The 25857-nt window shown below is 53.0% G+C and carries 21 protein-coding genes; 10 read left to right on the top strand and 11 right to left on the bottom strand.

Translation table 11 applies throughout. The features are described 5' to 3' along the window. Nucleotides 1-124: 124 nt before the first annotated feature. Entirely contained in the window at nt 125-1504 is a 1380-nt protein-coding gene (locus ACVB80_RS13445; protein ID WP_481081799.1) for an MATE family efflux transporter, read from the bottom strand. Nucleotides 1505-1678: 174 nt separating this feature from the next. Here ACVB80_RS13445 and ACVB80_RS13440 point away from each other — a divergent pair, with 174 nt between their 5' ends. Further along, on the top strand, nt 1679-3136 hold the full coding sequence (locus tag ACVB80_RS13440) for a DUF2867 domain-containing protein (RefSeq protein WP_481081798.1): 1458 nt from the start codon (nt 1679-1681) through the stop codon (nt 3134-3136). Here ACVB80_RS13440 and ACVB80_RS13435 read toward each other — a convergent pair. From ACVB80_RS13435 to rsuA, 3 genes are all read right to left on the bottom strand, one after another. Continuing rightward, complete coding sequence (locus ACVB80_RS13435; protein ID WP_481081797.1) at nt 3117-3773, bottom strand: DUF2913 family protein; 657 nt, start codon at nt 3771-3773, stop codon at nt 3117-3119. The genes ACVB80_RS13440 and ACVB80_RS13435 overlap by 20 nt on opposite strands. Then, nucleotides 3773-4963, bottom strand: a complete 1191-nt coding sequence (locus ACVB80_RS13430) for a Bcr/CflA family multidrug efflux MFS transporter (protein ID WP_481081796.1) — start codon at nt 4961-4963, stop codon at nt 3773-3775. Before ACVB80_RS13430 ends, ACVB80_RS13435 begins: the two co-directional genes overlap by 1 nt. 173 nt (nt 4964-5136) lie before the next feature. Continuing rightward, the gene (gene rsuA, locus ACVB80_RS13425) at nt 5137-5829 is read right to left on the bottom strand and encodes a 16S rRNA pseudouridine(516) synthase RsuA (protein ID WP_481081795.1); all 693 of its coding nucleotides are present in this window, start codon (nt 5827-5829) and stop codon (nt 5137-5139) included. A gap of 88 nt (nt 5830-5917) precedes the next feature. Between rsuA and radD the strand changes: the two genes are divergently transcribed. The 5 genes from radD to rplY all read left to right on the top strand — a co-directional run bounded on the left by radD (nt 5918) and on the right by rplY (nt 10767). Then, nucleotides 5918-7651 (top strand): DNA repair helicase RadD, encoded by a 1734-nt coding sequence (radD, locus tag ACVB80_RS13420; protein WP_481081794.1) that lies wholly within the window; start codon nt 5918-5920, stop codon nt 7649-7651. Nucleotides 7652-7756: 105 nt separating this feature from the next. Then, nucleotides 7757-8137, top strand: a complete 381-nt coding sequence (locus ACVB80_RS13415) for a PepSY domain-containing protein (RefSeq protein ID WP_481081793.1) — start codon at nt 7757-7759, stop codon at nt 8135-8137. 1 nt (nt 8138) lies between these two features. Next, the gene (locus tag ACVB80_RS13410; protein ID WP_481081792.1) at nt 8139-8798 is read left to right on the top strand and encodes a response regulator transcription factor; all 660 of its coding nucleotides are present in this window, start codon (nt 8139-8141) and stop codon (nt 8796-8798) included. After that, nucleotides 8788-10137, top strand: coding sequence for an ATP-binding protein (locus ACVB80_RS13405; protein ID WP_481081791.1), 1350 nt, complete (start codon nt 8788-8790; stop codon nt 10135-10137). Before ACVB80_RS13410 ends, ACVB80_RS13405 begins: the two co-directional genes overlap by 11 nt. 351 nt (nt 10138-10488) lie before the next feature. After that, complete coding sequence (gene rplY, locus ACVB80_RS13400; RefSeq protein ID WP_481081790.1) at nt 10489-10767, top strand: 50S ribosomal protein L25; 279 nt, start codon at nt 10489-10491, stop codon at nt 10765-10767. A gap of 168 nt (nt 10768-10935) precedes the next feature. On the opposite strand, the gene ACVB80_RS13395 is transcribed toward rplY, so the two are convergent. Together ACVB80_RS13395 and ACVB80_RS13390 are read right to left on the bottom strand one after the other, a co-directional pair. Next, nucleotides 10936-12666, bottom strand: a complete 1731-nt coding sequence (locus ACVB80_RS13395) for a chitinase (RefSeq protein WP_481081789.1) — start codon at nt 12664-12666, stop codon at nt 10936-10938. Between the two features lie 355 nt (nt 12667-13021). Further along, the gene (locus ACVB80_RS13390; RefSeq protein ID WP_481081788.1) at nt 13022-13288 is read right to left on the bottom strand and encodes a DUF1289 domain-containing protein; all 267 of its coding nucleotides are present in this window, start codon (nt 13286-13288) and stop codon (nt 13022-13024) included. Nucleotides 13289-13511: 223 nt separating this feature from the next. Here ACVB80_RS13390 and ACVB80_RS13385 point away from each other — a divergent pair, with 223 nt between their 5' ends. Continuing rightward, nucleotides 13512-13943: an META domain-containing protein gene (locus ACVB80_RS13385; RefSeq protein WP_481081787.1), complete on the top strand. Its 432-nt coding sequence runs from the start codon at nt 13512-13514 to the stop codon at nt 13941-13943. Between the two features lie 63 nt (nt 13944-14006). Here ACVB80_RS13385 and metE read toward each other — a convergent pair whose 3' ends face one another. Further along, nucleotides 14007-16292, bottom strand: coding sequence for a 5-methyltetrahydropteroyltriglutamate--homocysteine S-methyltransferase (gene metE / locus ACVB80_RS13380; RefSeq protein WP_481081786.1), 2286 nt, complete (start codon nt 16290-16292; stop codon nt 14007-14009). 208 nt (nt 16293-16500) lie between these two features. Between metE and ACVB80_RS13375 the strand changes: the two genes are divergently transcribed. Continuing rightward, nucleotides 16501-17412, top strand: a complete 912-nt coding sequence (locus ACVB80_RS13375) for a LysR substrate-binding domain-containing protein (protein ID WP_481081785.1) — start codon at nt 16501-16503, stop codon at nt 17410-17412. A gap of 11 nt (nt 17413-17423) precedes the next feature. On the opposite strand, the gene ACVB80_RS13370 is transcribed toward ACVB80_RS13375, so the two are convergent. Both ACVB80_RS13370 and ACVB80_RS13365 read right to left on the bottom strand, forming a co-directional pair. Next, a complete protein-coding gene (locus ACVB80_RS13370; protein ID WP_481081784.1) occupies nt 17424-17624 on the bottom strand; it encodes a DUF4250 domain-containing protein in 201 nt (66 codons plus the stop codon). An 83-nt stretch (nt 17625-17707) separates the two neighbouring features. Continuing rightward, nucleotides 17708-18472: a hypothetical protein gene (locus ACVB80_RS13365; protein WP_481081783.1), complete on the bottom strand. Its 765-nt coding sequence runs from the start codon at nt 18470-18472 to the stop codon at nt 17708-17710. A 302-nt stretch (nt 18473-18774) separates the two neighbouring features. On the opposite strand from ACVB80_RS13365, the gene dcuC reads away from it, so the two are divergent. Beyond that, a complete protein-coding gene (gene dcuC, locus ACVB80_RS13360) occupies nt 18775-20142 on the top strand; it encodes an anaerobic C4-dicarboxylate transporter DcuC (protein ID WP_481081782.1) in 1368 nt (455 codons plus the stop codon). 96 nt (nt 20143-20238) lie between these two features. Here dcuC and ACVB80_RS13355 read toward each other — a convergent pair whose 3' ends face one another. Beyond that, on the bottom strand, nt 20239-22710 hold the full coding sequence (locus tag ACVB80_RS13355; RefSeq protein WP_481081781.1) for an EAL domain-containing protein: 2472 nt from the start codon (nt 22708-22710) through the stop codon (nt 20239-20241). A gap of 244 nt (nt 22711-22954) precedes the next feature. Here ACVB80_RS13355 and ACVB80_RS13350 point away from each other — a divergent pair, with 244 nt between their 5' ends. After that, nucleotides 22955-25273: a YgiQ family radical SAM protein gene (locus ACVB80_RS13350; protein WP_481081780.1), complete on the top strand. Its 2319-nt coding sequence runs from the start codon at nt 22955-22957 to the stop codon at nt 25271-25273. A 141-nt stretch (nt 25274-25414) separates the two neighbouring features. Here ACVB80_RS13350 and ACVB80_RS13345 read toward each other — a convergent pair whose 3' ends face one another. Further along, a complete protein-coding gene (locus tag ACVB80_RS13345) occupies nt 25415-25855 on the bottom strand; it encodes a GtrA family protein (RefSeq protein ID WP_481081779.1) in 441 nt (146 codons plus the stop codon). Nucleotides 25856-25857: the final 2 nt, after the last annotated feature.

The following is a 25857-nucleotide window of genomic DNA, read 5'->3' as shown; positions in this document are numbered from 1 at the left end:
CAACTCTTACCCACATCACAAAATCTGGTAAGGCAATCTACACTAAAACCTTGTTTGTAGGAAGCGTTTTGAAATACAGATCACATTATATGCATGATGTTTCACCAACTCCACCGATCAACTTCTAAGTTTCAATCAAATTATTCATCCAGCGCTTGCTTTTTGTCCGCGAGACAGAGCCAAACCACTTAATTACTTCTTCAAGCAAAAACAGCATGTAAACGTGCTCCGGAGAAAAACCAAAATAGATCGCACAGACGGCTGCAACCGGGATACCTACCAGCCACTGGGCAACCAGATCCTGATACAGGCAAAAATTCACGTCACCACCAGCACGCAGCACGCCCACAACAAGCGTCATCGGAACTGAGCGGATCACAACGCCCGCACACAGCACCAGGATGAACTGGTTGGCCAGCGCGCGGGTTTCATCGGTCAGAGCCGTAAAAGCCTCCAGAATCCAGAACTGACTCAGATAAAGAATAAAAGAGACCACTATGCCGATAAGCAGGTTGATCACCACCAGGCCCAGCGCCTGATAGTACACAGCATCAAACTTATTCGCGCCGAGCTGATTACCCACAAGCACCGCAGAGGCGTTCGACACCCCAATCAGAAATGCCAGTGAAATTGATTCTACCGGTGTCATCACCGACAGCGCCGCCAGTCCGGCAACGCCGGTTTGCCCCATGATGGCATGATAGACAAACAGGCCACCGGCCCAGGCGAGAAAGTTGAGCGTGGTAGGCAACGAAAGACGGATAAAACGCACAAACTGCTGCCAGTCACAGGCAGCCCTGAGATCGGTCAGACCAAACGCCAGCAGGTGATTTCTCAGATACAGAAAACCAAACAGACACCCTACTTCAATCCAGCCACTGATAAGCGTTGCCCAGGCCGCCCCTTTAATGCCCATCTCAGGAAAGCCCCAGTGACCAAAAATAAGCACCCAGTTAAGCACGACGTTAGAAGCAATGCCGATAGCGCTGAACAATGTACTCAGCCCGGGCTGATGCATGGCGCGCAACCCCACGGCCATACCGGCGACACAGGCAACGTTAAACATCCCGGCGGCAGTGATCACGATATAGTCGCTGCCAAGTTGATTAATCAGGGTCGAGTCGGTAGTCAGGGCCATGATCTGCGACGGAAACAGCCAGAAACCAACCGCGGTCATGCCCGCAACAGCCATGGAAACCAGCCAGGTCAGCGCCGTGCTCTGCCGGACGCCCTGCTTATCTCCCGCCCCCCAGTACTGAGCCGTAAGAAGCGCCCCGCCGGTAGTAATGCCCACTATCATAATAGTGGTGACAAACATCGCCCGGCTGGCCACGCCCACCGCCGCGATATCCGCCTCCCCCAGCTGACCCAGCATCAGCACATCCACCAGGCCACGGCTGGAGAACAAAATGCTTTGCAGAGTGATGGGCAAAGCAATAGCAAACAGCTTACGAATAAAAGCGCCGTTCGTGTGGTGATATATCTGTGATAAAGCGCTGGTCATGGTTCCCTCATACGACTGGATCTGGCTCCCGGATGGGTATCGCCGTCCTGAAATCACTGCAATAAGGGAACGCAGGCCGGGGAAGAGTCAGAATAAAAAATCCCTGAAATGAATCTGGAATCATATCAACCGCTGGATTAATCTTCTATAACCAGTTGATTAAAAAATGACTCAATGGCGATAAAGACGATAAACGAAGTACTGGTGCTTGGCGCGTCAGGATATATCGGCTCTCAGCTGATCCCTAAGCTGCTTGAGGCCGGACTGAAGGTAAAAGCGGTCTCCCGGCATATCGAACATCTCAGAATGCGGGTGTCCCCTCACCCAAACCTGACCATCAGCTATCTCGACCTCGAAGACAGGGCCGCAACCCTGGCTGCGGTACAAGGCTGTGACTGCGCATTTTTCCTGGTGCACGGTATGGCCCATGGCCATGACTTTATCGACTACGAACTGACACTGGCGCAGAACTTTTGTGACAGTGTAACCGGCTCTCAACTCCAACATATTATCTATGTCAGCGCCCTGCAGCCTCAGTCTGCTCACTCTTCCCACCTGGAAGCCCGGCGCAAAACCGGCGAGCTGCTGCGTCTGAACCCGGTTCCGGTCACTGAGATCCGGGCCGGAGTGGTGATCGGGCCGGGTTCTGCGGCGTTTGAGATCATGCGTGACTTCGTTTATAACCTGCCGCTGATCATCGCTCCGGTCTCTGTTGATTCCAGAGCTAACCCTGTGGCACTGGAGAATCTTAATCACTATCTGCTCCAAATGGTCAGGGAAACACCTTCTCAGCACCGGTTATTTGAAGCGGGTGGGCCGGATATTCTCAGCTATCGCGAGCAGCTGAAGGTCATCGCCCATCAGGCCGGAACAAGGCGCAAAGTGCTGACGACTCCCCTGCTGACCCCGCGCATCGCTTCTGCCTGGCTTGGGCTGGTGACATCGGTCCCCTCGTCCATAGGCCGGGCGCTGCTGGCCGGGCTGGAACATGATTTCATCGCAGATAACACCGACATCTGCCGGCACTATCCACAGTCCCTTATCAGTTATCAAAAAGCGATTGAAGACTCGGTTACCCATGAGGGAGACTTTGTCCGCAGTCAGGTGTGGGGTTTTGAGCCCAGGGCGCTTAAACGCTGGCAGCCGGGTTATGGTTACTACCCAAAGCAGACCGGGGCCACAATCAAAACATCCGCCACCCGGGACCAGCTATGGCAGGTTATCCGCCAGCTTGGCAGTAAAAAAGAGGGCTACTTTTTTGCCAATGGGCTGTGGCGGCTGAGAGAGTGGCTGGATGTACTCTTTGGTGGCACAAAACCGGTAAGACGGCGTCCGGAAAGCGATGAGCTGAAAAAAGGCGACTATATCGATTCTTGGAAGGTGATAGTGTGCCAGCCAGGAAGGTTTGTCTCACTGCTGTTCGGAATGAAAGGGCCTGGGCTGGGACGGCTGGAGTTCACCGTTCGTGATGACGGCCACCAGCGTGAACTGGAAGTTAACGCCTGGTGGCACCCGCAGGGCTTTCGTGGCCTGCTCTACTGGTTTGCCATGATGCCCGCCCACCTGTTTATCTTTAAAGGAATGGTGCGGGCGATCAAACGCAAAGCACAGCTTATGCCTGATAACCGATAGGGATCTCAGCCAGAACCGGGCCGTGATTTTTCGGATAGATCAGGTACTCACCGTGGTATTTCACCCGCGATTTGTAGTCTGTAACCTTATGCAGCATGAAGCCCGCTTCGGTTGCCAGACGGATAAACTCAGCGTGATTGCCGCGCACGAACCAGCTCATTGGCTTCACCAGTTCCTCGCCGCCGTCAAAACAGGCGTCACACTGCACCGCGCACAGTGCAAGTGAGTTATCGCCTTCGGTAAACAGCTGAGTTTTCTCACTCAGGTCATGTTCGGTAGAAACCGCCCAGCCCGACTCTTCCATTTGGTCCAGAAAGCGCTCGATATCACTGTCGAGAATCGCTTTGTGCTCCTGCTCCAGTGGCAACAGCTTTCCGTACATTGCAGAAATATCGCGGAAAGTCCGCTCAATACCGGCCTGGTTACCTTTACTGCGGCCCTGCTTCTGCCAGCGGGTCAGATCATCACCAACGCAACGGTTAAAACGCTGGGTTTTCAGCGCACGGGTTACCCAGCGCACCAGATAGTGGTTATTACTGATCGGCGCATTCGCCAGTTTGCCCGACTGATGCTCGGCATCCATCTCACTCAGGGCTTCATTCACCAGATTTTGAATTTCTGTATGGTAAACAGACATTATGCTTTCTTTCCTAACAATAAATAAAACAGCGCAGAGAGCACTGCGCAACTGGCCATAACCAGCACCATTGGCGCCTGTGTGCCACCAGGCAGAGCAGCAACAATCGCACCGATAACCGAACCGGTACCAAAACGCAGTGTACCCGCTAACGATGAAGCCGTGCCCGCCATGCGCGGATAACCCGACAGCAGCAGTGCCATACTGTTACTGCCGATGGTTGAAATTGTGCCGACAAACAGCATCACAAACGGCACGATGCCCCACAGGCCAAGATCCAGCGCCCAGCCAATCAGCAAACCAACACCAGCGATAAACTGAATGGTGAGGCCAAATTTGAGCATCCAGTGAGAGCCCATTTTTTTGACGATCTTACCATTGAGGCTGGTCATCAGAATAAGGCACACCACGTTCAGACCAAACAGATAGCCGAACTGGTCCGGACCCACACCGTAAATATCAATATAGACAAATGCACCTGCGGTCAAAAAGGCAAACATACCGGCAAAAGAGAACGCGCCGGACAGGATCAGCCCCATCGCCACCGGATTTTTCATCAGGCTGATGTAGTTCTTCAGTGTAGAACGAAAATGCAGCGGCTGACGGTCTTCAGCCTTCAGCGTCTCAGGGATTTTCCACATTACCGCTGCAATCACCAGCGCAGCAAAAATCGCCAGCACCCAGAAAATCGAACGCCAGCCAAACCAGACCGCCAGGTGACCGCCAATCATAGGGGCAACCAGCGGAGCCAGCGTCATCACCAGGGTAATAAATGACATGGTGCGGGCAAAATCTTCCCGGTCAAACATATCCCGGACCACCGCCTGAATAACCACCGCAGCGGCGGCACCGGCAAAACCCTGCGCGCAGCGAACCCAGGTCAGGGCATCAATCCCACTGGTGGTAGCGCTGACCACCGCCGCCAGGGCAAACAGGGCGACACCAATAATCAGCACCGGACGGCGGCCATAACTGTCCGACAGCGGGCCATGCAGCAGCTGACCGATAGCAAAGCCTGCGGTATAAGCGGTGAGTGTGATCTGAACTTCACCCGGGGTAACGCCCAGGTCACGGGCGATAGAAGGCATGGCAGGCAGGTACATATCGATAGCCAGTGGCGTCAGCGCACCGATGGCACCGAGTACCAGAAACATGATCCAGCTAAGTTGTGTATTGTGTTGCGGGGACATAAAACTCCTAAACTTGTTCTGATTGCAACCAGGGGCCTCCGCAGCCATAAAACCGGGTGTACAAAAAGCCCTGCAGCCACAAATGGTTACAGGACAGTTCAGCACTTACACAAGTTATTGGCGGATCACAAACCAACAAATGTTTACAGGTATTCAGACAACGGAAGCAGGGCTTACCAGACCGACGCCACTTCCTCCGGGGTCAGGTAACGGTATTCGCCTGGTTCCAGCGATTCATCAAGAATGATGTCGCCGATTCGTTCACGGTGCAGCGCATCAACTTTGTTGCCCAGAGCGGCAAACATACGCTTCACCTGGTGGTATTTTCCTTCATGGATGGTCAGCAGGACCTGATGTGAGTCGATCACCTCTAACTCAGCGGGAAGTGTCGCTTCCTTTTCATTACGGAGCTCAATGCCCTGCCGGAACTGCTCAACATACTCCGGTTGTACCGGATCAGCAAGCCATACGCGGTAAGTTTTTTCACATTTATGCTTGGGTGAAGTGATGCGGTGCGACCATTTGCCGTCATCAGTGATAAGAACCAGTCCGGTAGTGTCCACATCCAGGCGGCCGGCAAAATGCAGGTTCTCCATCTTCACTTCATCAAGCAAAACAAACGCAGTGTGGTTAAAGCCATCTTCATGCGAGCAGACAAAGCCCTCTGGCTTATACAGCATGATGTATCTCGGCCCCTGGTGGCGGATCTCACGCCCCTGCCACTCAACTTCGGACTCTTCAGAGACTTTAAATGCTCCGCTTTTCTGCATGACACCATCTACGGTCACTTCACCACTTTTAATGATTTTGGTGGCTTCTTTACGCGTTGCGCCAAGCGCATCGCACAGAAATTTGTCTAACCGCATGTAAACCTCAATGATTGCGAAAGGAATGAAGGAATGATTTAAGTCGGGTATTATAGGCCGCCCGTTCTAAATTGAAACTTTTCCTGCTATGTATACTCTCCGTCCTTATCAGGCAGACTCAGTAAAAGCCGTTATCCACTACTTTCGCAGGCACAGCACACCTGCTGTTATTGTACTGCCAACCGGTGCGGGGAAAAGCCTGGTGATCGCTGAACTGGCGCGTCTGGCCAAAGGACGGGTGCTGGTACTGGCCCACGTAAAAGAACTGGTGGAGCAAAACCACGCCAAGTACGAAGGCTACGGCCTGAAAGGATCCGTCTTCTCTGCTGGCCTTGGCCGCAAAGAGACTGACCAGCAGGTGGTGTTTGCTTCGGTGCAGTCGGTGGTGCGCAATCTGGACAGCTTCGCTAATCAGTTCTCCCTGCTGGTGATCGATGAATGCCACCGGGTACCGGATAACGAAAGCAGCAGCTACCGCAAAGTCATCAGCCACCTTCAGTCGATTAATCCGGGGATCAAAGTACTGGGACTGACCGCCACCCCTTACCGGCTGGGCATGGGCTGGCTTTATCAGTACCACACCCGCGGCATGGTGCGCAGCGAAGAGCCGCGTTTTTTCCGCGACTGCATTTTTGAGCTGCCCATTCACTACCTGCTCGATGAAGGCTTCCTGACTCCGGCAAGGCTGATTGATGCTCCGGTGCTGAGCTATGATTTCTCACAGCTCACACCCGCTAATACCGGCCGTTATAAAGAGTCCGAGCTGGATATGGTCATTGAGCAGTCCAGCCGGGCTACGCCACAGATCGTTAACCAGATAATCCAGCACGCTGAAAAGCGTCAGGGCGTAATAGTATTTGCAGCAACGGTGCGCCACGCTCAGGAGATCCTCTCCCTGCTGCCCGAAAAGGAATCTGCGATGGTGATCGGTGATACCGACGCCAAAGAACGTGACCGTATCATCAACGATTTTAAAGAGCGTCAGATTAAGTACCTGGTCAATGTCTCGGTACTGACTACCGGCTTCGATGCCCCACACGTAGACCTCATCGCTATTCTGCGTCCGACCGAGTCGGTCAGCCTGTATCAGCAGATAGTTGGTCGTGGCCTGCGTCTCTCACCGGGGAAAGAAGAGTGTCTGGTACTCGACTATGCCGGTAACAGCTATGACCTCTATCAGCCGGAAGTGGGCAACGCCAGACCAGACTCAGACAGCGAGCAGATCACCATTCCCTGCCCGGCCTGTGGGTTTAACAACACCTTCTGGGGCAAACTCGACGCCAACGGCTTTCTGATTGAGCACTTTGGCCGCAAATGCCAGGGCTACTTTGAAGAAGAAGACGGGGAACGCGAACACTGTAACTACCGCTTCCGGGCCAAATACTGCGGCGAATGCGGCGCGGATAACGACATTGCTGCCCGTATCTGCCATGAGTGTGATGCTACCCTGGTCGACCCGGATAAAAAGCTCAAAGAAGCGCTGGCCCTGAAAGACGCACTGGTATTTGAGTGCCGCGATATGGCGCTCAGTGTACTCAAAGATGACAAAGGCAAAAGCCTGCTCAAAGTCGCTTATATCGGAGACAACCAGGCCCAGGTCAGCGAGCTTTGGTCACTCAACACCAAAAAACAGAAGCAGCGCTTTCTCGACCAGTTTGTCCGTCCTCACCTGGCGGATAAGCACCGGCCATTTACTGATGCCAGTCCAGCCAAAGTGGTTAATAACCAGCATCGCTTCCGCCTGCCGGCCGTTGTGATTGCCCGCAAATCCGGCCGGTTCTGGAAACTGAGGGACCGGATTTTTGCAGACGAACTGAGCTGAAAACAGGCTCAGCCTGAGCAAAGCTCACATTTCCCCATAATTCACTTTCTATTCATAAACGCGCTTTTATACTAATGCTCATAGTTAAAGCTAACAGGTAAGCGTATGTTTCCTAAACTGATCACTCTCAGCCTGCTCGCCATGTTTCCCTTTGGAGCCATGGCGGACAGCCAGCCTTCCGAGGTGCCGGAACTGGTGGATATCCAGCCCCATACCAGCACCAAAATTGATATCGATGAAGACCAGGACGAAGTCTATGAGGCGGTCAAACTCGGCAAGGTAAAACCTTTCTCTGCCCTGTATGAAACCGTGGAAGCCCAGCTTAATGGCCGGGTGATCAAGGTTGAGCTGGAAGAAGACGACGACGAGTGGGTCTACGAACTGAAACTGATGCATAATAATAAAGTGATTAAGGCCGAATACGACGCCAGCACTCTCGAACTGCTGGAACTTCAGGGCCGCGACCTGATTAAGGTGATCAAATAAGATGAAAGTACTGGTTGTAGAAGACGAGCCAAAACTGGGCGAACAAATCATTACCAGCCTTGAAGAAGCAGGCTGGGTACCTGAGCTCTCTGCCGATGGCATCGATGCCCTTTACCGCGCCACTTCAGAAGAGTGGGACGTGATTGTTTTGGATCTTGGGCTGCCGAAACTGGACGGAATTACGGTACTCAAAGGGATCCGTGATGAGAACATCAATACCCCGGTAATTATTCTCAGTGCCCGTGACGGATTGTCACAGCGGGTGGAAGGACTGAACGCCGGCGCCGATGACTACCTGACCAAGCCATTTGAAATGGTTGAGCTTATCGCCCGTATCCGCGCTCAGTTGCGCCGTGCATCGGGGAATGCTTCTCCGGTCATGCAAATCGGAGACCTCAGCCTGGATACCCGCACATCCAAAGTGCTGTGGCAGGGTCAGCCGGTCAGCCTGACTGCACTGGAGTACAAAGTCGTAGCCTATTTTGTTCACAACGCAGATAAAGTGATTTCCCGTACCGAGCTGGTCGAGCACATCTACAAACAGGACTTTGATCGCGACTCCAACACCATCGAAGTGTTCATCGGCCGGATCCGAAAGAAAATCTCGCCGAAAGTTATTAAAACGGTGCGCGGCCTGGGGTATCAGCTCAATGCTGGCTAAACCTGAATTTTTCCGACACCTCAGCCTGCGAAACCGCCTCCTGCTGGCCGCCACTATGTGGATCGGCCTGCTGGTGCTGATTGCCGGCCTGGCGATCCCGAACCTGGTCTGGCACTACATGGAAGACGAGGCTAAAACTCAGTTAACCCTCTCCCTTGATGAACTGACCGCCAATATTGATGTTAATACGCACGGCCAGCTGGTGATGAACTACCGGTTGTCTGATCCCCGTTTTAACCAGCCATACAGCGGCCTCTACTGGATGGCCTCGACAGACGATCAAATGCTGCGTTCACGCTCACTGTGGGACAGTCTGATCGAACGCCATGGCAAACGCGGCGCAAAAGGCGCAAACGGTGAACGGCTTATTGTCGTTGAGCGGGAGATATTCCTGCCTGGTTTCCGTCAGCCGGTGTCACTGATTGTCGGTATTGACGACGACCCGATAGAAAAAACCCTGCACGCATTAACCGGGCAGCTGTGGCTGATCCTGGCACTGTTGTTTGGCGGTGTGCTGACGCTGATCAGCCTCCAGGTCAGCTGGTCACTGAGGCCCCTGGGTAAAATGCAAAAAGAACTGAATCAGCTCAGACACGCAGAGCAGGACCAGCTCACCGGCAGCTACCCCAAAGAGATCCAGCCACTGGTTTCTGACCTCAACGCTCTGCTGTTCCACTACCAGGAACTGCTGACCAGGGCGCGTCACCACGCGGGTAACCTTTCCCACGCCCTTAAAACTCCAATTTCAGTGCTGAAAAATGAAGTCAGCAAACTGCCACCAGATGAGCAGAATAAGCTAAGGCCTTCACTGGACGATCTGCAAAAGCATATCGATTACCATCTGGGCCGGGCGCGCATGGCCGGTTCACTGCATATTCTCTCCGCCAGCAGTTGTCCGTCTGAGCGGGTGGATGCACTTTCGATGGCTTTTGACAAAGTCTACGCAGAGCGGGAGATCCTGCTTATCAATGAACTCGACAGTGAACTGCAGGTGGGCGTAGAAAAAACCGATCTGGATGAAATGCTGGGTAACCTGATTGAAAACGCCTACAAGTGGGCAAACAGCCAAATCCGGGTCTGGCAGCGTGACGAACTGGATGGCAGTGTCAGTCTGGTGATCGAAGACGATGGGCCGGGCATCGCCAAAGAACAGCGCGAACAGGCACTGCAGCGTGGCGCACGGCTGGATCAGACCACACCGGGTTCCGGCCTCGGACTGAACATCGTGTGTGAAATGGCCCACAGTTACCGGGGCAGCCTGACTCTTGAGGACAGCCAGCGCAGCGGCCTGCGGGCAGTGGTTAACCTCCCCCGTTGTCAGGCAGCTAACGGCAGATAAGCAAACTGGTCAGGGCTGGATCATCTTCCAGCCCTTCACCCGGTGGTTGAAAAAGCCCGATTCCTCATAGGCGCGTGTGAATCTTCCACCGGCACTTCCAGTGCAGTGCCAAATAGCAGCAGCAGGGTCAGAGTAATTAAAGAAGATCATCGCATGCTGTTTCCTCTCCCGGTAGGGTTGCATGAAAGCTGACCTGACAGTGTTCTAATCTCCTGAAAAGACTTGCTGTACCTGCTTCAGAGTGTTAGTATCCGCGCTCGCTGTTCGGGTTATCCGTTTAGCTTTACCGTCCACGGCAAGGTCGCTATGCCGGGACGACGTTTATTTTTTTACTATTTGAGAGTAAATACTATGAAATTTGAAGCAGTAGTACGTACTGAGCTAGGTAAAGGTGCGAGCCGCCGCCTGCGTCACGCTGGTCAGTTCCCAGCTATCGTTTACGGTGGTGAAGCAGCACCAGTATCTCTGGCACTGAACCACGACGACGTAATGAACCAAATGGACAAGCCTGAGTTCTACGAAGGCATCGTTCTTGTGATCAACGGCGAAGAAGTAAAAGTTAAGCCTCAGGACGTTCAGCGTCACGCTTACAAGCCAAAAGTTGAGCACATGGACTTCATCCGCATCTAATTCCCCCTACCAGGGAATTATCCGGATAAAATCCAGCCTTTTGCATATATAAAGATAACCGGCCTTACCAACCGCAAGTCTTAAAAAATTCGAAACCCCAGTGCCTTACCAACACTGGGGTTTTCTCTTATCAGCACTGTGCTGATTTCTTATCTGCGCTTTGTCCGGTTACGGGCAGGTCACTTCATCCCAGAACCAGTTCGAAGCCGTTGGCGTTTCCCATACACCCGGGCTGTTCTTCGCTACAAAACACTTACCCGCGTTCGTCACAGTATCACCATTGGCAACCTGAGTTACCCCTGCTTCCCATACTGTTACGCCTGGCGCAGGAGTCGGCTCTGGCTCAGGTGTTGGTTCCGGAGCAGGTTCAGGTGCTGGCTCCGGCGTTGGTTCAGGGGTTGGCTGTGGGGCAGGTCCGGAGCCCGGACAAGCCACTTCATCCCAGAACCAGTTTGATGCGGTTGGCGTATCCCAGCTTCCCGGATTATTTTTCGCCACAAAGCACTTACCGCTGTAGGTCACTGTATCGCCGTTAGCCACCTGAGTTACGCCTGGCTCCCACACGATTACACCTGGGTTTGGATCCGGATCAGGGCCTGGATTTGGATCCGGGTCCGGCGTTGGCTCAATCGTATCCACAACGCGCACTTCCGGCCAGTTTTGATGAGACAGGTAGTAGTTCACCACACATTTCTCATAATCACCCGGTACCAGCGCAGAGTATGCAGTCTGGTAACCCACCAGCTTACACTCAAATGATGCACCTTCAGGACGGTCAGCGTAGTAACCAAAGTCAACTTCCCAATTGGTATAGAGCACATCCGTCGCACCATTAAGATTCAGGCTGCCATATGGCGTCTGCTGCCAGCAGGTGTTTTTCTCATCGGCTTCAATCGGGATATTAAAGTGCGCGGCCAGACCTTCCCAGTAACGGATACGGTTAACCGGCTGCCCTTTGTTCTTGTTGTGCTCACCACACTCGATACCACCGTTAATGATGTTGATCGTAGTACCAAAGCCATAGCCGATTCCCGCATCCAGTTCACGCTGTGATGGCGTCCAGGTACGGTCGATAACGTGCAGCATGGCTGGTTTTGGTGCCTGTGGTGTCAGGAAGAACCAGATGGCAGACGCAAGGTTCAGCCAGGAATCGGCAACACGGGCCGGATCGTTCAGCAGAACAGTAGCATCGCCGCCAAACATGGCTTCCGAGAACGCGCCGTAGTTGAAGTGATAGGACAGCTGTTTCGCCCCGCGTCCAAAGTAACCCTGGTTTGGCGCACATGGCCAGCGGCGGTTTTGCCAGTCGTTCTGACCACAGCCAGTGGTGTAACCAGTCTGCCCTTCAGACCAGCCCATCTCACGAACATGCACCAGCGCCTGCTGCCACTCTTCCAGAGCCAGCGGGTTATCCCAGGTATTATCGATGGCAATGTGTCCGCCCGTCTCCTGAGCAAAATGCGCAAATGCGGTAATAATGGATTTTTTACAAATAGCATCCGCATCACGTCCGTCGGTATAGTCACCACAGAATGCCGGGAATTTACCTATCGCACGCAGGAAACGGGTATAAGTATATTCCGGTGCGGCCATTTGAGTCAGAAAATCCCAGTCAGCCTGAGGAAAGACGCGCTCAACCCGTTTTACGTTATCCGGGTTAGTGGCAAGACCAGGCTCAATCGCTTCGACTGCGCTGTTAGGAAGAGTTCTCAGGGCATCCGCCCATACTGCGTACATCGGGTTGGTGATTTTCGCCGCCTCTGCTGCCTGCACTTCTGCACGGGATACGATGTATCCGGTCGGATTTTGTGGATCAGGCTGTGGATTCATTGTGGCCAGCGCGGGGGCACTGATACCCAGACTCAAGAGAGCCAGATAGATTTTAGTATGCTTACACATCGAGTTATTCCTTTGTTTCGCCTAAAAAAGGGCACAAGTTCGTCCAGCCAGAATATTAATCTGGACAAGTAATTTCCCCGGGGTGAAAGCGCACATACTTTAGTACCAGCAGGTACAGGATTCCGGAATGATATGGGCGTCTTTGATTTGCAATATAGCGGATGATGTAAGCTTTGCCATGAGGGATGGCACGTTATGCTGCCGATAACCGAACTTTATTCGGTTAGTGTGAAATGCGCCGAATAACATACTGATAAATAAGAAAGGAAGCTCCGGAGTTCTGGCAGAAAGCACACTCTTTAATGCTTTTCCCGGTCTGCATTCCGTGACGGGAACAACGAAGAGCCCTGAGCGGTCAGTCGTCAGAGCCAAAAAGGTCCGGCTGAAGCGGCTGTCCGCCGGAAGGTGTATTCTTCTCAGGCGTGGCTTTACCTGCAGCCAGCTTACGCCGGTAGCGCTGGCGGCACAGTTTTATCACATGGCGCTGCTGAGCAGGGGTCATTTTCAGCCAGTTAAACCGTTCATCCCGGTTACGCATACAACCTTTGCAGTATCCCCGCTCATCCGCATCACATACCCCCACACAGGGACTCGGGACTGGGAAAAACTCAAGCTGCTCCATCCGGCCTCCTTTACAGGTTCATGTAACAGACTTATAACAATGATGACAGTAAATCCCCCTTCCTTCAATTGTGAGTTTATCCAGTCACTTACCTGGCTTACTTAGTGGACGGTCACAGATAAACCAGATTATTTTCAACCATTTTTTATGACTTTTTACTGACACCGACACAGACAGCTCGTCTATACTGCCCATAAATAATCCCCTTTCCCGGAGAAATATAATGAAAAAGTTGTTAGCCGTACTTGCTCTTCCTGCCCTGCTGGCAGCCTGTGCCTCTTCAAATAACGCTGAGCCGGTGACTACCGCCGACCTGCAGCATCACCACTGGCTGTTAGAATCGATTGACGGCAAAGCCTTTGAAGCACCAATAACCGGCAAAGTGCCGAGCATTGAAATTGGCGAGAAAATGATGGCCAACGGCTATGCCGGCTGTAACAACTACTTCGGCCAGGCAGAGCTGAAAGATGGCAAGCTGCGTATCGAGCAGATGGGCATGACCATGATGATGTGCCCGGATGAAATGATGGAAACCGAGCGCGCGGTTGCCGGTACCCTGAGTGAGTGGAGCGAAGTGACCCTGACCAAAGAAGGCATGACCCTGAAAGGCGCTCAGCACGAGCTGACGTTCAAACTGCGTGACTGGGTAAACTAAGCCTTCCTGAACGCCCAAATCAAAACAGCCCCGCTATTGCGGGGCTGTTTGTTTTTGCGGGAGTTATGACTGCCACTGCTGACGCAATGCTTTGGCCGCACTGACCATGTTTCGCAGTGACGCTTCAGTCTCCTGCCAGTTACGGGTTTTCAGGCCGCAGTCCGGATTCACCCACAGACGTTGTGGCGGGATCTTATCGGCAGCTTTGGAAAGCAGCGCGGTGATCCACTCTTCATCCGGAATGTTTGGCGAGTGAATGTCATACACACCCGGACCAATCTCATTCGGATAATTGAAGTCTTCAAACGCATTAAGCAGTTCCATGTTCGAACGGCTGGTCTCAATAGTAATCACATCAGCATCCAGCGCGGCTACCGATTCAATGATTTCATTAAACTCGCTGTAACACATGTGGGTATGGATCTGCGTCTCTGGCGCTGCACTGCCCGCGGAAATCTTAAACGCTTCCACAGCCCAGTCCAGGTACGCTTTATGGTCACGCCCTTTCAAAGGCAGCCCCTCACGGATCGCCGGCTCATCAATCTGGATGATCTTAATCCCTGCCTGCTCGAGGTCGCTCACTTCATCACGCAGCGCCAGCGCCAGTTGCTGCGCTATCTGTTTGCGGCTGATATCTTCACGGGGGAAAGTCCAGCACAAAATGGTCACCGGCCCGGTCAGCATGCCTTTCATGTGCTTACTGGTCAGGGACTGGGCATATTGGGTCCAGCCAACAGTGATCGGCGCGTTGCGCTCAATATCGGCCACCACCACAGCTGGTTTCACGCAACGCGAACCATAACTCTGAACCCAGCCAAACCTGGTGGTCTGAAAGCCATCAAGATGCTCAGCAAAATACTCCACCATATCATTACGTTCCGCCTCACCGTGTACCAGCACGTCAAGGTCCAGAGCCTGCTGACGTTCTACAGCATCACGGATATGGCCCTTAATCGCCTGCTCGTATTCGTTCTGTGCCAGACGCCCGGCTTTAAACGCATTACGCACGCTGCGAATGTCTCCTGTCTGCGGGAACGAGCCAATGGTAGTGGTCGGCAGCAAAGGCAGTTTCAGGCTCTGTGCCTGACTTTGTGCACGTTCAGGATAACCGGCGCTGCGCTGAGCCAGACAGGAATCCAGCGCAGTAAGTTTTGCCTGAACACTGGCTTTGTTCACCACCTCTGACTCACGTCTTGCCCGGATTGGTGCACTATACTCCACGCACTTCCCGGCAGCCCCCTGGTCACCATCGAGTGCAGCAGCCAACAGACTCACTTCAGACAATTTTTGTTTGGCAAACGCAAACCAGCTTCGCGCTTCATCGGACAGTCCACTTTCCAGCTCCAGGTTAATTGGGCTGTGCAGCAGTGAACAGGAGCTTGCCAGCCACAGGCGCTCTCCAAGCTGTTGCTTATAAGGCTTTAACTCTGCCAGCCACTGCTCAAGATCAGCGCGCCATACGTTACGCCCGTTTACCACGCCGACAGAGAGCACCCAGTGCCCGGGAATGTTACTAACTACTGCATCGAGCTGCTGCGGAGCAGCGGACAGGTCGACATGCAGGCCATCGACTTCCAGCTCTTTGATCACATCGAGCTGGTCATCCACCGCATCAAAGTAAGTGGTCAGCAACAGTTTCAGATCAGATTTAAGGATTTGATAGGCGAGCTTAAAACTGTCACGCCACTTCGGCTCCAGCTCCAGTGCCAGGATGGGTTCATCAATCTGAACCCACTGTACGCCAAGCCGTGCCAGCTTACCCAGGATAGCCTGATAAGCACTGAGCAACCTTGGCAGCAGGGTCAGACGGTCAAAGCCTTCTTCCACCTCTTTACCCAGATACAGATAGCTGAGCGGCCCGAGCAGGACAGGCTTTACGTTGTGGCCGGCCTGGTGCGCCTCAGCCACCTCTTCAAACAGTTGCGGCCAGCTCACTTCGAACTTATCGTCTGCGCTGAACTCAGGAACGATATAGTGATAATTGGTATTGAACCACTTGGTCATGTCTGATGCAGCGGCAGCACATCCGCAATCGTTGTGCGACTGACCGCGGCCAATCCGGAACAGGGTATCCAGATCCGGATTTCCCTGACGGTGACGGGCCGGTACATGGCCAAGCAGCAGACTGGTGGTCAGTACATGGTCATACCAGGCAAAATCACCGGCCGTGACATAACTCAGGCCACTTTGCTCCTGATCCTGCCAGTGCCGGTTGCGCAACTCTGCGCCCACTGCTTTCAGTTCTTTTTGATCGATTTCACCACGCCAGTATTTTTCCTGGGCAAACTTAAGTTCACGTTTTTCACCGACCCGTGGGTAGCCCAGAATATGTGTTGTTGTCTTCGCCATGTTTACTTCCTTGATTCGCATAAGATGTCTGGATGGCTAAACTATCCCGCACACCAATAACCTGAACAAGGTCGAATTATTCAACTTATTTATTAAAAAAATTCATAAAGACCAGCCACTTTAGCCATCTGGACGTATAAAACTACTGGCATTTGTCGCTGGCTTATGACATATATTGATAAACAATATTGCTGAATGAAGGGATTTCATGATCGAGCTAAAACATCTTCGCACCCTGGTGGCCCTGCGCGAAACGGGGTCGCTCACCGCGACCGCCACGTCGCTGCACCTTACCCAGTCTGCGCTCTCTCATCAGCTGAAAGAGCTGGAATCACGCATTGGCAGCCAGCTTTTTCTGCGCAAAACCCGCCCGGTAAAGTTCACCGATGAAGGACATATCCTGCTTAAGCTGGCTGATGAGGTGCTGCCAAAACTGGCAATTGCTGAGCGTGAGCTGGCCGGGCTGAAACAGGATATGAACGGCAGGCTGCACATGGCGATTGAATGTCACTCCTGCTTTCAGTGGCTGATGCCGGCAATCAAGGCCTATCAGCTCAACTGGCCGGACGTTTCACTCGACTTTTCAGCCGGTTTCGGCTTCGAGCCAATACCCGCCCTGCTGGCCGGAGAGCTGGACCTGGTGATCACCTCGGATATCCTGCCGCGCTCTGAAGTGCACTATGAGCCGCTGTTTGATTTTGAAATGCGCCTCATCACCTCGCCGATGCACCCGCTGGCTGACACAGAGCAAATCGAGCCTCATCACCTGGCCGATCAGACCATGATCAGCTACCCGGTGCAGAAACAGCGTCTGGATGTGGTGAAGCACTTTCTCAACCCGGCTGGGGTTGAGCCGCAGAAATGGAAACAGTCAGATAATACCCTGATGCTGGTGCAGATGGTTTCAGCAGGACTGGGTGTGGCGGCGCTGCCAAACTGGGCGATCAGTGAGTTTGCAAGCCAGGGGCTGATTTGCAGCAAGCCCCTGGGCAAAGGGCTGTGGCGGCGGTTATTTGCAGCGACCAGAAGCAGTGACGCTGACCGCCACTACTTACAGGCCTTTTTCAGCACCGCGCGGACGCAGTGTCAGAGCCACCTGGATGGAATAAAGCTTGCGTAGCAGGTGCTGATTCAGCGCTGATACGCCTTGAACTGATTAGTGAGCGGATCGTACTGATAACCCAGCACATCCAGCTTGCTGATCAATCCTTCAACGTCTACCTCGTAAGCAGAAACAAAGTCTTCAAAACTGTCACACTCCAGACGAAGCTTTTCATTGACGATCCCCAGCAAAATACCCGCGTCAAGATTGGTCACATTACTCAGGTCCATAGCGATACTCCTTTTCGGCGATACTATGGTTAATCCTAGTCTGCCCTGAGAAAAATGAAGTGATCAGACGCGGAAATTTCTTATCAAAATGTAAAAGCGTACAGTGGCAACAACACCCGGTTAGCTGCCAGCATCACAACCAGTGCAGTCGCAAGCTGTACTTTTTCCGGATCCTGATGACGAAACAGATGCCAGCACCAGATAGCGCAGGCTACCAGACAGGCTAAAAAGCCCGCGCCAAGATCCAGTCCCATTTCACCGATCCCGCTTTCACCAAGCCGATATGCCTGCCAGCCAAACATCGCCACCAGGCCCATCAGTCCCACAATACCAGCCAGCGGAAGCACCCGGTGAAACGCTTTCAACCGGCTTTTCGCCTGCAGCAGCATCAGGTGGGCCAGCAGGCTGCCTGCCACCACACTCCACATCAGTTGCTGAAACAACAGCACTGTGCCGCCCAGCTGCCAGCTGTTCACCAGCAGGGAGAACCAGGCCAGACCGTTCACACCATACAGCAGCCACAGCGGCCCCTGTTCACGGGTTTTGCCTGTGTTTACTTTCGACCAGAAATAAACAATCCCTGAAGCAATAGCCAGTGACTCAATCGCAAACAATGCACACGGCAACCACAATCCGGCCAGCACCGGCAGAATTTTGTGGATCCGGCCACGCTGTCCGGGGCATATCTCCCCTTTCACCAGGACCAGGGTCAGAATTGTCAGGGCGCCCGCGAGAAGCCCGGGCAACAGCAACAGGTAAGATTGCATAAACAGGCCGTTATCAAACAGAGAAATTAATGAGGGGCGATAATAGCAAAGCCACGGATAAACCCAAAGTACCAAAGCCATGAATCACCATCCGGATCAGCACCTCCATAAACCATTCACCCACCCAATAAACCAGGCGCAACACAACCAGACAACAACGATACACAAACCAGAATTGCACAGCAGCTTCATATACTGAAAACACATTGATAACCAGAATGTATAACAATCAAAACTGCACGCAGGCAGTATTAATTGCCGCTGATTATATTCAGCGCAATAGTTTGTCTCAGATCATAAATATGTCAGGTAAACCTCGTGCCAGAATGAAATCTTTTGTACAGTTCCTGTCACATTTTGTAATAATTTGAACAGGGAATCAGATGTTAGAGTTACTTATTGGCCTGATCGTCACTATTGCCGTCGGCTACTTTATCGTCAAAGGTTATCGCGCTGCTGGTGTACTCCTCACTGCAGGTATCGCACTTCTTCTTATCACCGGTCTTCTTGGCCACACTATCCTGCCAGCCAAAGTGGCTTCGACCGGAAACATGGTTTCTGACTCGATGGAGTACGTGAAGTACATGCTGCAATACCGTGGCGGCGGCCTGGGTATGCAGATCATGCTGCTGTGTGGCTTTGCGTCTTACATGACTCACATGGGCGCTAACAACGTCGTGGTAAAACAGTTTTCACGCCCACTGGCTTTCATCAAGTCACCTTACGTTCTGCTGGTTGCGGCCTACATTGTTGCCTGCCTGATGTCTCTGGCGGTGAGCTCCGCAACCGGTCTGGGCGTGCTGCTGATGGCAACCCTGTTCCCGATGATGACCGCAATGGGTATCTCCCGCCCTGCCGCAGTAGCTGTGTGTGCCTCTCCTGCTGCAATCATCCTGTCTCCGACTTCTGGTGACGTGGTTATCGCTGCAGAAAAATCCGGTATGTCTCTGGACGTATTTGCAGTGCAAACCGTACTTCCGGTTTCTATTTGTGCAATCGTAGTGATGGCAGCCGCTGCTTACTTCTGGAACAAATACCTGGATAAAAAAGAAAACACCCCAATGGAGAAAATGGACATCTCAGAGATTTCTGCAGATGCGCCTGCTTTCTACGCAGTACTGCCATTCCTGCCAATCATCGGCGTGTTCCTGTTTAACGGTAAAACCATTGAAGGTCTTTACCTGGACATCTACACCATCGTAGTTGGCTCGATCTTCGTCGCAGCGCTGGTTGACTTCATCCACAATAAATTCAGCGGTAAGAAGACCCTTGAAGACCTGGACGCATGCTGGGCCGGTATGGGTGACGCATTTAAAGGCGTTGTCATGCTGCTGGTTGCCGCGGGCGTGTTCGCACAGGGCCTGATGTCTATCGGTGCTATCGACAACCTGATCGGCCTGGCAGAAAAAGCCGGTGCAGGCGGTATCGCACTGATGCTGCTGCTGACTGGTCTGACTGTTGCGGCCGCGATTGCAACCGGTTCAGGTAACGCACCTTTCTACGCATTCGTTGAGCTGGCACCAAGCCTGGCAGCGAAAATGGGTCTGAGCCCTGCGTTCCTGATCATCCCTATGCTGCAGGCATCCAACCTGGGCCGTACCATATCTCCTGTTTCGGGCGTAGTGGTAGCGACTTCCGGTATGGCGAAAATCAGTCCGTTTGAAGTGGTAAAACGTACTTCTGTACCGGTACTGGCGGGGCTTATTACGGTGATCATCGGCACTATGGTGCTGGTACCTATGCATCCGTAAAATATTCGGTTCAGATAAAAGGGAGCTTATTAGCTCCCTTTTTTGGTTGCGTGGTTCGTGGAACGTGGTTCGCGGGTTCAGCCCTGGGAAACTGACCTATTTGGCGTAGTAGTCGAGCAACTGCCGTACTGAAACGATCCCGATATAACGCCCGGCCTGATCATTGATCACCCAGGGCAGTTTGGCCTTGCGCCTTACCAGTCCGGAAACCTGGCTGATTTCTGCGCTGTCACTCAACTGGGTGTAATCTACCCGCTGAACCTGGGCTACTTTGCGCTTAAGAATACTCAGGTCAGCCTGAGTTTCACGTTTGGTCCCCAGTGTTGGAGAAAGGTGGAGCATGTAGGTTTCCCGGTCCACATACCCCACACATTTGCCGTCATCGAGTACCGGAAGGGCATCAAAGTCTGTGTTGGTGAAGATCTTTTTAACCTCATCCAGCGAGGTGGAAGGCTCCAGAGACGGCACGGAAAAATCACACAGGGTCAGGATCCCCGCTCCCCGGGGCGGCACCGCCAGTGGACGCAACTCTTTCATTTTCCGGGTGTAATAACGCGCTTTTTCAATATCCTCAATACTGACCGGATGGGAGAAGTAATAGCCCTGAATACAATCCACTCCAAGGCTTGTCAGCACTTCCACTTCTTTGATGCTCTCAGCCCCTTCCGCTACCACAGTTACACCAAGGGTATGAGAGAGCGCCACCAGGTTCTTAACGATAAAGTAACGGTTACTGCCCACGACAATATCTTTAACAAATTCCCGGTCTATCTTGAGGTAATCAAAATGACCGTCACACAGGTATGAGAACGAAGAGTAACCCGAGCCAAAATCGTCGATAGCGATCTGAACCCCCCGCTGACGCATGGTCTGCAGCGCTTCGATATGGCTCTCTTCACTGGCAAAATAGGCGCTCTCGGTCAGTTCAATAGTGATACTGGAAGGGTCCACATCGGAGTTTTCTATCATGTGCAGCGCATTGGTCAGCACCTGCTGGGCACTGATTTTGGTATTCAGTGAACGGTTGATCGTCAATCCGGTCCCGGCACCAAAGTGTTTTTGAATAACCGGTAACTCTTTGAGTGCCTTTGTACCTATACAGCGGTCGATGCTGGTAATCAGGTTAAGGTCTTCAGCAAGGCTGATAAGATCCTGCACCGGGTATGCTTCACCATTGAGTTCAGGAAAACGGCACAGGGCCTCAAACTTGACCACCTGCCAGTCCACCGTCGAAACGATCGGCTGATAAAACACACGCAGGGTATCATTGCGAATCGCCAGCACCAGCGCCTCTTCCAGCTTCTTCCGTTTTACCGCCTCTTTATGAATATTACGGTCAAAAAAGCTGATGTTATACCCTTTGGAAGAGTGCTGCTCCAGCATGGCCTGAGTCGCGTGAGTCACCAGTGATTTCGGGTTGGCGGTATCATAACCCAGGACGGATACCCCTATCCGGCCGTTGATCACCCGGGTGTAAATATCATCACCTCCGTGACGCTTCACAGACTGGAAGAAGGACTTTATTTCATTGTGAATGAGCCGGACGTTCCCCGGACCCTTTTCACAATGAAGCGCAGCGACAAACAGGTTGTCCCGAAGGTACCCGCACAGATAGCGCGATTCGGTCTCGACAATCGCGCCAGACAGGGACTGACGCAGCTCCAGCTCATCCGCCCCTTCAGGATCTGCGGTAAAACACATCACGATAACATTACTGAGCGGGTGCTTCTCTTTAACCAGATCCTGCAGCCTGGCAACAAACTGAGACTGATTAGGAAGCTGGGTGAGCATCTCAATGCCCCCACGCTCTTTATCCGCCACCCGGTAGAGGTGATGGGTAAGGTCTACGGTAAAACCGATGTAATAGCACTCTCCGCTTTCCAGCTCGACTTTCTGAATAGTCAGCTCCTGAGGTTCAATTTTACCGGAAGCCCTCAGGGACAGAATTGTCCCGCTCCAGAAGCCTTCACGATGGACATGACTCCACATTTCATCAAAAAAGCCTTTGGCATGCTTTCCGGCATTGAGCAGGCTGGTCTTCTGTCCGAGAAGCTGCTCTACGCTGTATCCGGTTTTTCGACTGAAATAGCTGTTACAGGCCAGGATGCGGGTATTGCTGTCTGTCACCACCACCCCGTGATGTGGGTTGTCAAACAGGTGCTGAAACAGCTCAGCTGCCACGCCTGTATCAGAAACTGCAAATACGGGCCTGACATAGCCCTCCAGACGATTGTCAGACACCCGGCTGAAATGCCAGTAACAATAAATCAGAGTTTGTGTCTGGGGCGTCACCAGCGCAGTCTGCAGCCCCTCTTCACTGCCCGACTCCAGGGAACGTTTAAGCCGCTCCAGCATCTTCTGGCGATCCGGCGCAGTCAGCAGGGGCAGAAAATCTGCAAAGCCATTCATGTCCTCAACCGCCAGCAGGCTGCTCAGTTTTCCGGGTTCAAACTCCAGTTTGTCCCCGTCAGACTCCCAGCTCCAGTGCACAGCATCATACCCGGACTCACCTCTCTGGCTCCGGGCATCAGACATGGCCTGCAATACATTTTGGACAGTTTGGTTCACTGCTGTTTATCCCCATACCGGCAGAGAATGCAATTACATACTCTTCACTTACTCTCATAGTTATAATTCAAGCAGATTTTGACGATTAATCGAGTGATGAAAGGCCAGTTTTGCGAATAAAATCTTATTGTTATCTTTATTTTACAAACGACTCAACAAGATAAGGGAAGCCCTGCCACCTAATTGCTGGCTTGTGGCCCCGCATGCCGCTATAATTCCCGCCTTGCTTTACAGAGGTCAAAAAATGCACAGCGATATTACCCCCATTCATCAATATCCAAAATACTGGGCTGAGTGCTACGGAACAGCACCGTTTTTACCCACCAGCCGCAAAGAGATGGATGCATTGGGTTGGGACAGCTGTGACATCATCATAGTGACCGGCGACGCGTATGTAGACCACCCAAGCTTTGGTATGGCGATTATCGGCCGCCTTCTGGAAGCACAGGGTTTTCGCGTCGGGATCATCGCCCAGCCGGACTGGCAAAACAAAGACGACTTTATGGCGCTGGGTAAACCTAACCTGTTCTTTGGTATCACCGCGGGTAACATGGACTCGATGATCAACCGCTACACCGCAGACCGCAAACTGCGTCATGACGATGCCTATACCCCAAACAACGAAGGCGGAAAACGTCCGGACCGCGCGACGCTGGTTTACTCGCAACGCTGCCGGGAAGCCTACAAAGAGACCCCGATCATCCTTGGCGGCATTGAAGCAAGCCTGCGCCGTATCGGGCACTACGATTACTGGTCAGACAAAGTTCGCCGCTCTGTACTGCTTGATGCCAAAGCCGACCTGTTGCTGTTTGGTAACGCAGAGCGTGCCCTGATTGAAGTGGCCCACCGTCTGGCCGATGGCGAGCCCATTGAGTCACTGCGCTTTATCCGCGGTACGGCAGTAAACCTTGCTGAGGTCCCGGCACAGTACAAAGTCATCGACTCTTCACGCATTGAAAAGCCAGGCAAAGCCTTTGTGGCACCCAATCCGTATGAAATCAAAGAAGAGTGCGCCGTCAGCAAAGAAAGCCCGGAGGCCGAAGCCAAACCGGTTCAGGTTCAGCCGTCACGCCACGATGCCGGCAGCACTGTCGTGCGCCTTCCGCCATACGAAAAACTCAACAATGACCGCATTCTGTATGCTCACGCCACCCGCGTGATGCACCTTGAAACCAATCCTCACTCAGGACGTGCGCTGGTACAGCGCCACGGTAACCGCGAGCTGTGGGTAAACCAGGCCCCGATCCCGCTGAGCACTGAAGAGATGGACTACGTGTTCGGCCTGCCTTTCGCCCGGGTACCGCACCCGAAATACGGCAAAGCCAAAATTCCGGCTTATGACATGATCAAGACCTCAGTCAACATCATGCGTGGCTGTTTTGGTGGCTGTACTTTCTGTTCTATCACCGAGCATGAAGGGCGTATCATCCAGAACCGCTCTCAGGAGTCCATTCTGAGTGAGCTTGAAGAGATCCGTGATAAGGTTCCGGGCTTTACCGGCACCATTTCTGACCTTGGCGGCCCGAGTGCCAACATGTACTTCCTCGGCTGCTCGGATCCTAAAGCCGAGGCGAACTGCCGTCGTCCGTCATGCCTGTTTCCGGGGATCTGTAATAAACTCAATACCGATCACCAGCCGACCATCGACCTGTACCGTGCCGCACGCCGGGTGAAAGGGGTGAAGAAAATCATGATCGCCTCCGGGGTGCGTTATGACCTTGCGATTCGCTCGCCAGAGTACGTCAGAGAGCTGGTTACCCATCACGTGGGCGGCTACCTGAAAATCGCCCCGGAACACACCGAAAAAGGCCCGCTGGACCTGATGCTCAAGCCGGGTATGGGTACCTATGACGAGTTCAAACGAATGTTTGAAAAGTACAGCCGTGAAGCGGGCAAAAAACAGTACCTTATCCCTTACTTTATCTCTGCCCACCCGGGTACTGAAGATGAAGATATGCTCAACCTGGCGCTGTGGCTCAAATCCAACAACTTTGAGTGTGACCAGGTGCAGAACTTCTACCCGTCTCCGATGTGTAATGCCACCACCATGTATTACTCAGAGACCAACCCGCTCAAACGGGTGAAGTACAAACAGCGTGAAGTGGTTCCGGTTGCCAAAGGCGAACGTCAGCGCCGCCTGCATAAAGCCCTGCTGCGCTACCATGACCCGCTGAACTGGCCACTGATCCGCGAAGCCCTGATCAATATGGGCAAAAAACACCTGATCGGCGACAAACCTGGCTGCCTGGTGCCGGCAGAAGACAAGCAGGCCCAGACCCCGGCTCAACGACGTAAGTCCGGCCGACACGGCTCTAACCGCTTCGCCACCAAACACCCAAATCAGCCGGATATCCGCCGCGACGGTAACCAGAATGGTAAACCAAAAGGTAAGGGACCAGGAACAGGCGGGAAGCCAGGCTCACGCAGCCCGGCCGGAAACAGTTCTTCAGGAAATCGTCCGGGCAAAGGCCCGCGTCCGGCAGGAAAGCCAGGCGGTAATAAAGGCGGCTCCGGCAACAAAGGTGGATTTAACGGCGGAAGCCAGAAGCGGAAGGCGAGATAGCGGTTCGCAGGGTAAAACCCGGAAAACCAGGACCCAGGACCCAGGACCCAGGACCCAGGACCCAGGACCGAAAATAAAGAAAGGCCAGCAAAACGCTGGCCTTTCTTTTATCACTAAACGTTAGTTATGAGTTAGCGTTCGTTATGAGTTCGCTTTATCCGCAAACACCCACTTCGAGCTCAGGAAGTAGTTGCTGACCATGCCGACCAGGATACCCACCACCAGAGCGATATAAGGCACCAGGTCCAGGCCGCCAAATGCGATCGTCTGACCGCTCAACATCATCAGTGTCAGCTTGAACACCCCTAGGTTAGGCAGGGCTGAGAAACTTGACGCCACCAGCGATTTTTTCCACTGACTGCGTTTGCTGACCTTTTGACGGTCACTGAAGGTCAGGGTGCGGTTACCAAACCAGGTTGCGGTTGCCGCGCAGATAAACGCAATGACCCGCGCAACAAAGGTTTCCACGCCCAGCACTTCCAGCAACAGGCTGAAAACGGCCAGGTCGACCAGAAAGCCGACCCCGCCTACAAACGCGAACCGCACCAGACGATGCTGGAACAATCGCTGCTTACTGATCATTT

The sequence above is a fragment of the Vibrio sp. 9-16B-A1 genome, from assembly GCF_056726165.1.
This window is presented reverse-complemented; position numbering and strand designations above follow the sequence as displayed.

What these genes read in the sequence shown, in the direction of transcription:
- ACVB80_RS13445 (WP_481081799.1), bottom strand. Translation starts at nt 1,504, where the DNA reads ATGACCAGCGCTTTATCACAGATATATCACCACACGAACGGCGCTTTT.
- ACVB80_RS13440 (WP_481081798.1), top strand. Translation starts at nt 1,679, where the DNA reads ATGGCGATAAAGACGATAAACGAAGTACTGGTGCTTGGCGCGTCAGGA.
- ACVB80_RS13435 (WP_481081797.1), bottom strand. Translation starts at nt 3,773, where the DNA reads ATGTCTGTTTACCATACAGAAATTCAAAATCTGGTGAATGAAGCCCTG.
- ACVB80_RS13430 (WP_481081796.1), bottom strand. Translation starts at nt 4,963, where the DNA reads ATGTCCCCGCAACACAATACACAACTTAGCTGGATCATGTTTCTGGTA.
- rsuA (WP_481081795.1), bottom strand. Translation starts at nt 5,829, where the DNA reads ATGCGGTTAGACAAATTTCTGTGCGATGCGCTTGGCGCAACGCGTAAA.
- radD (WP_481081794.1), top strand. Translation starts at nt 5,918, where the DNA reads ATGTATACTCTCCGTCCTTATCAGGCAGACTCAGTAAAAGCCGTTATC.
- ACVB80_RS13415 (WP_481081793.1), top strand. Translation starts at nt 7,757, where the DNA reads ATGTTTCCTAAACTGATCACTCTCAGCCTGCTCGCCATGTTTCCCTTT.
- ACVB80_RS13410 (WP_481081792.1), top strand. Translation starts at nt 8,139, where the DNA reads ATGAAAGTACTGGTTGTAGAAGACGAGCCAAAACTGGGCGAACAAATC.
- ACVB80_RS13405 (WP_481081791.1), top strand. Translation starts at nt 8,788, where the DNA reads ATGCTGGCTAAACCTGAATTTTTCCGACACCTCAGCCTGCGAAACCGC.
- rplY (WP_481081790.1), top strand. Translation starts at nt 10,489, where the DNA reads ATGAAATTTGAAGCAGTAGTACGTACTGAGCTAGGTAAAGGTGCGAGC.
- ACVB80_RS13395 (WP_481081789.1), bottom strand. Translation starts at nt 12,666, where the DNA reads ATGTGTAAGCATACTAAAATCTATCTGGCTCTCTTGAGTCTGGGTATC.
- ACVB80_RS13390 (WP_481081788.1), bottom strand. Translation starts at nt 13,288, where the DNA reads ATGGAGCAGCTTGAGTTTTTCCCAGTCCCGAGTCCCTGTGTGGGGGTA.
- ACVB80_RS13385 (WP_481081787.1), top strand. Translation starts at nt 13,512, where the DNA reads ATGAAAAAGTTGTTAGCCGTACTTGCTCTTCCTGCCCTGCTGGCAGCC.
- metE (WP_481081786.1), bottom strand. Translation starts at nt 16,292, where the DNA reads ATGGCGAAGACAACAACACATATTCTGGGCTACCCACGGGTCGGTGAA.
- ACVB80_RS13375 (WP_481081785.1), top strand. Translation starts at nt 16,501, where the DNA reads ATGATCGAGCTAAAACATCTTCGCACCCTGGTGGCCCTGCGCGAAACG.
- ACVB80_RS13370 (WP_481081784.1), bottom strand. Translation starts at nt 17,624, where the DNA reads ATGGACCTGAGTAATGTGACCAATCTTGACGCGGGTATTTTGCTGGGG.
- ACVB80_RS13365 (WP_481081783.1), bottom strand. Translation starts at nt 18,472, where the DNA reads ATGGCTTTGGTACTTTGGGTTTATCCGTGGCTTTGCTATTATCGCCCC.
- dcuC (WP_481081782.1), top strand. Translation starts at nt 18,775, where the DNA reads ATGTTAGAGTTACTTATTGGCCTGATCGTCACTATTGCCGTCGGCTAC.
- ACVB80_RS13350 (WP_481081780.1), top strand. Translation starts at nt 22,955, where the DNA reads ATGCACAGCGATATTACCCCCATTCATCAATATCCAAAATACTGGGCT.
- ACVB80_RS13345 (WP_481081779.1), bottom strand. Translation starts at nt 25,855, where the DNA reads ATGATCAGTAAGCAGCGATTGTTCCAGCATCGTCTGGTGCGGTTCGCG.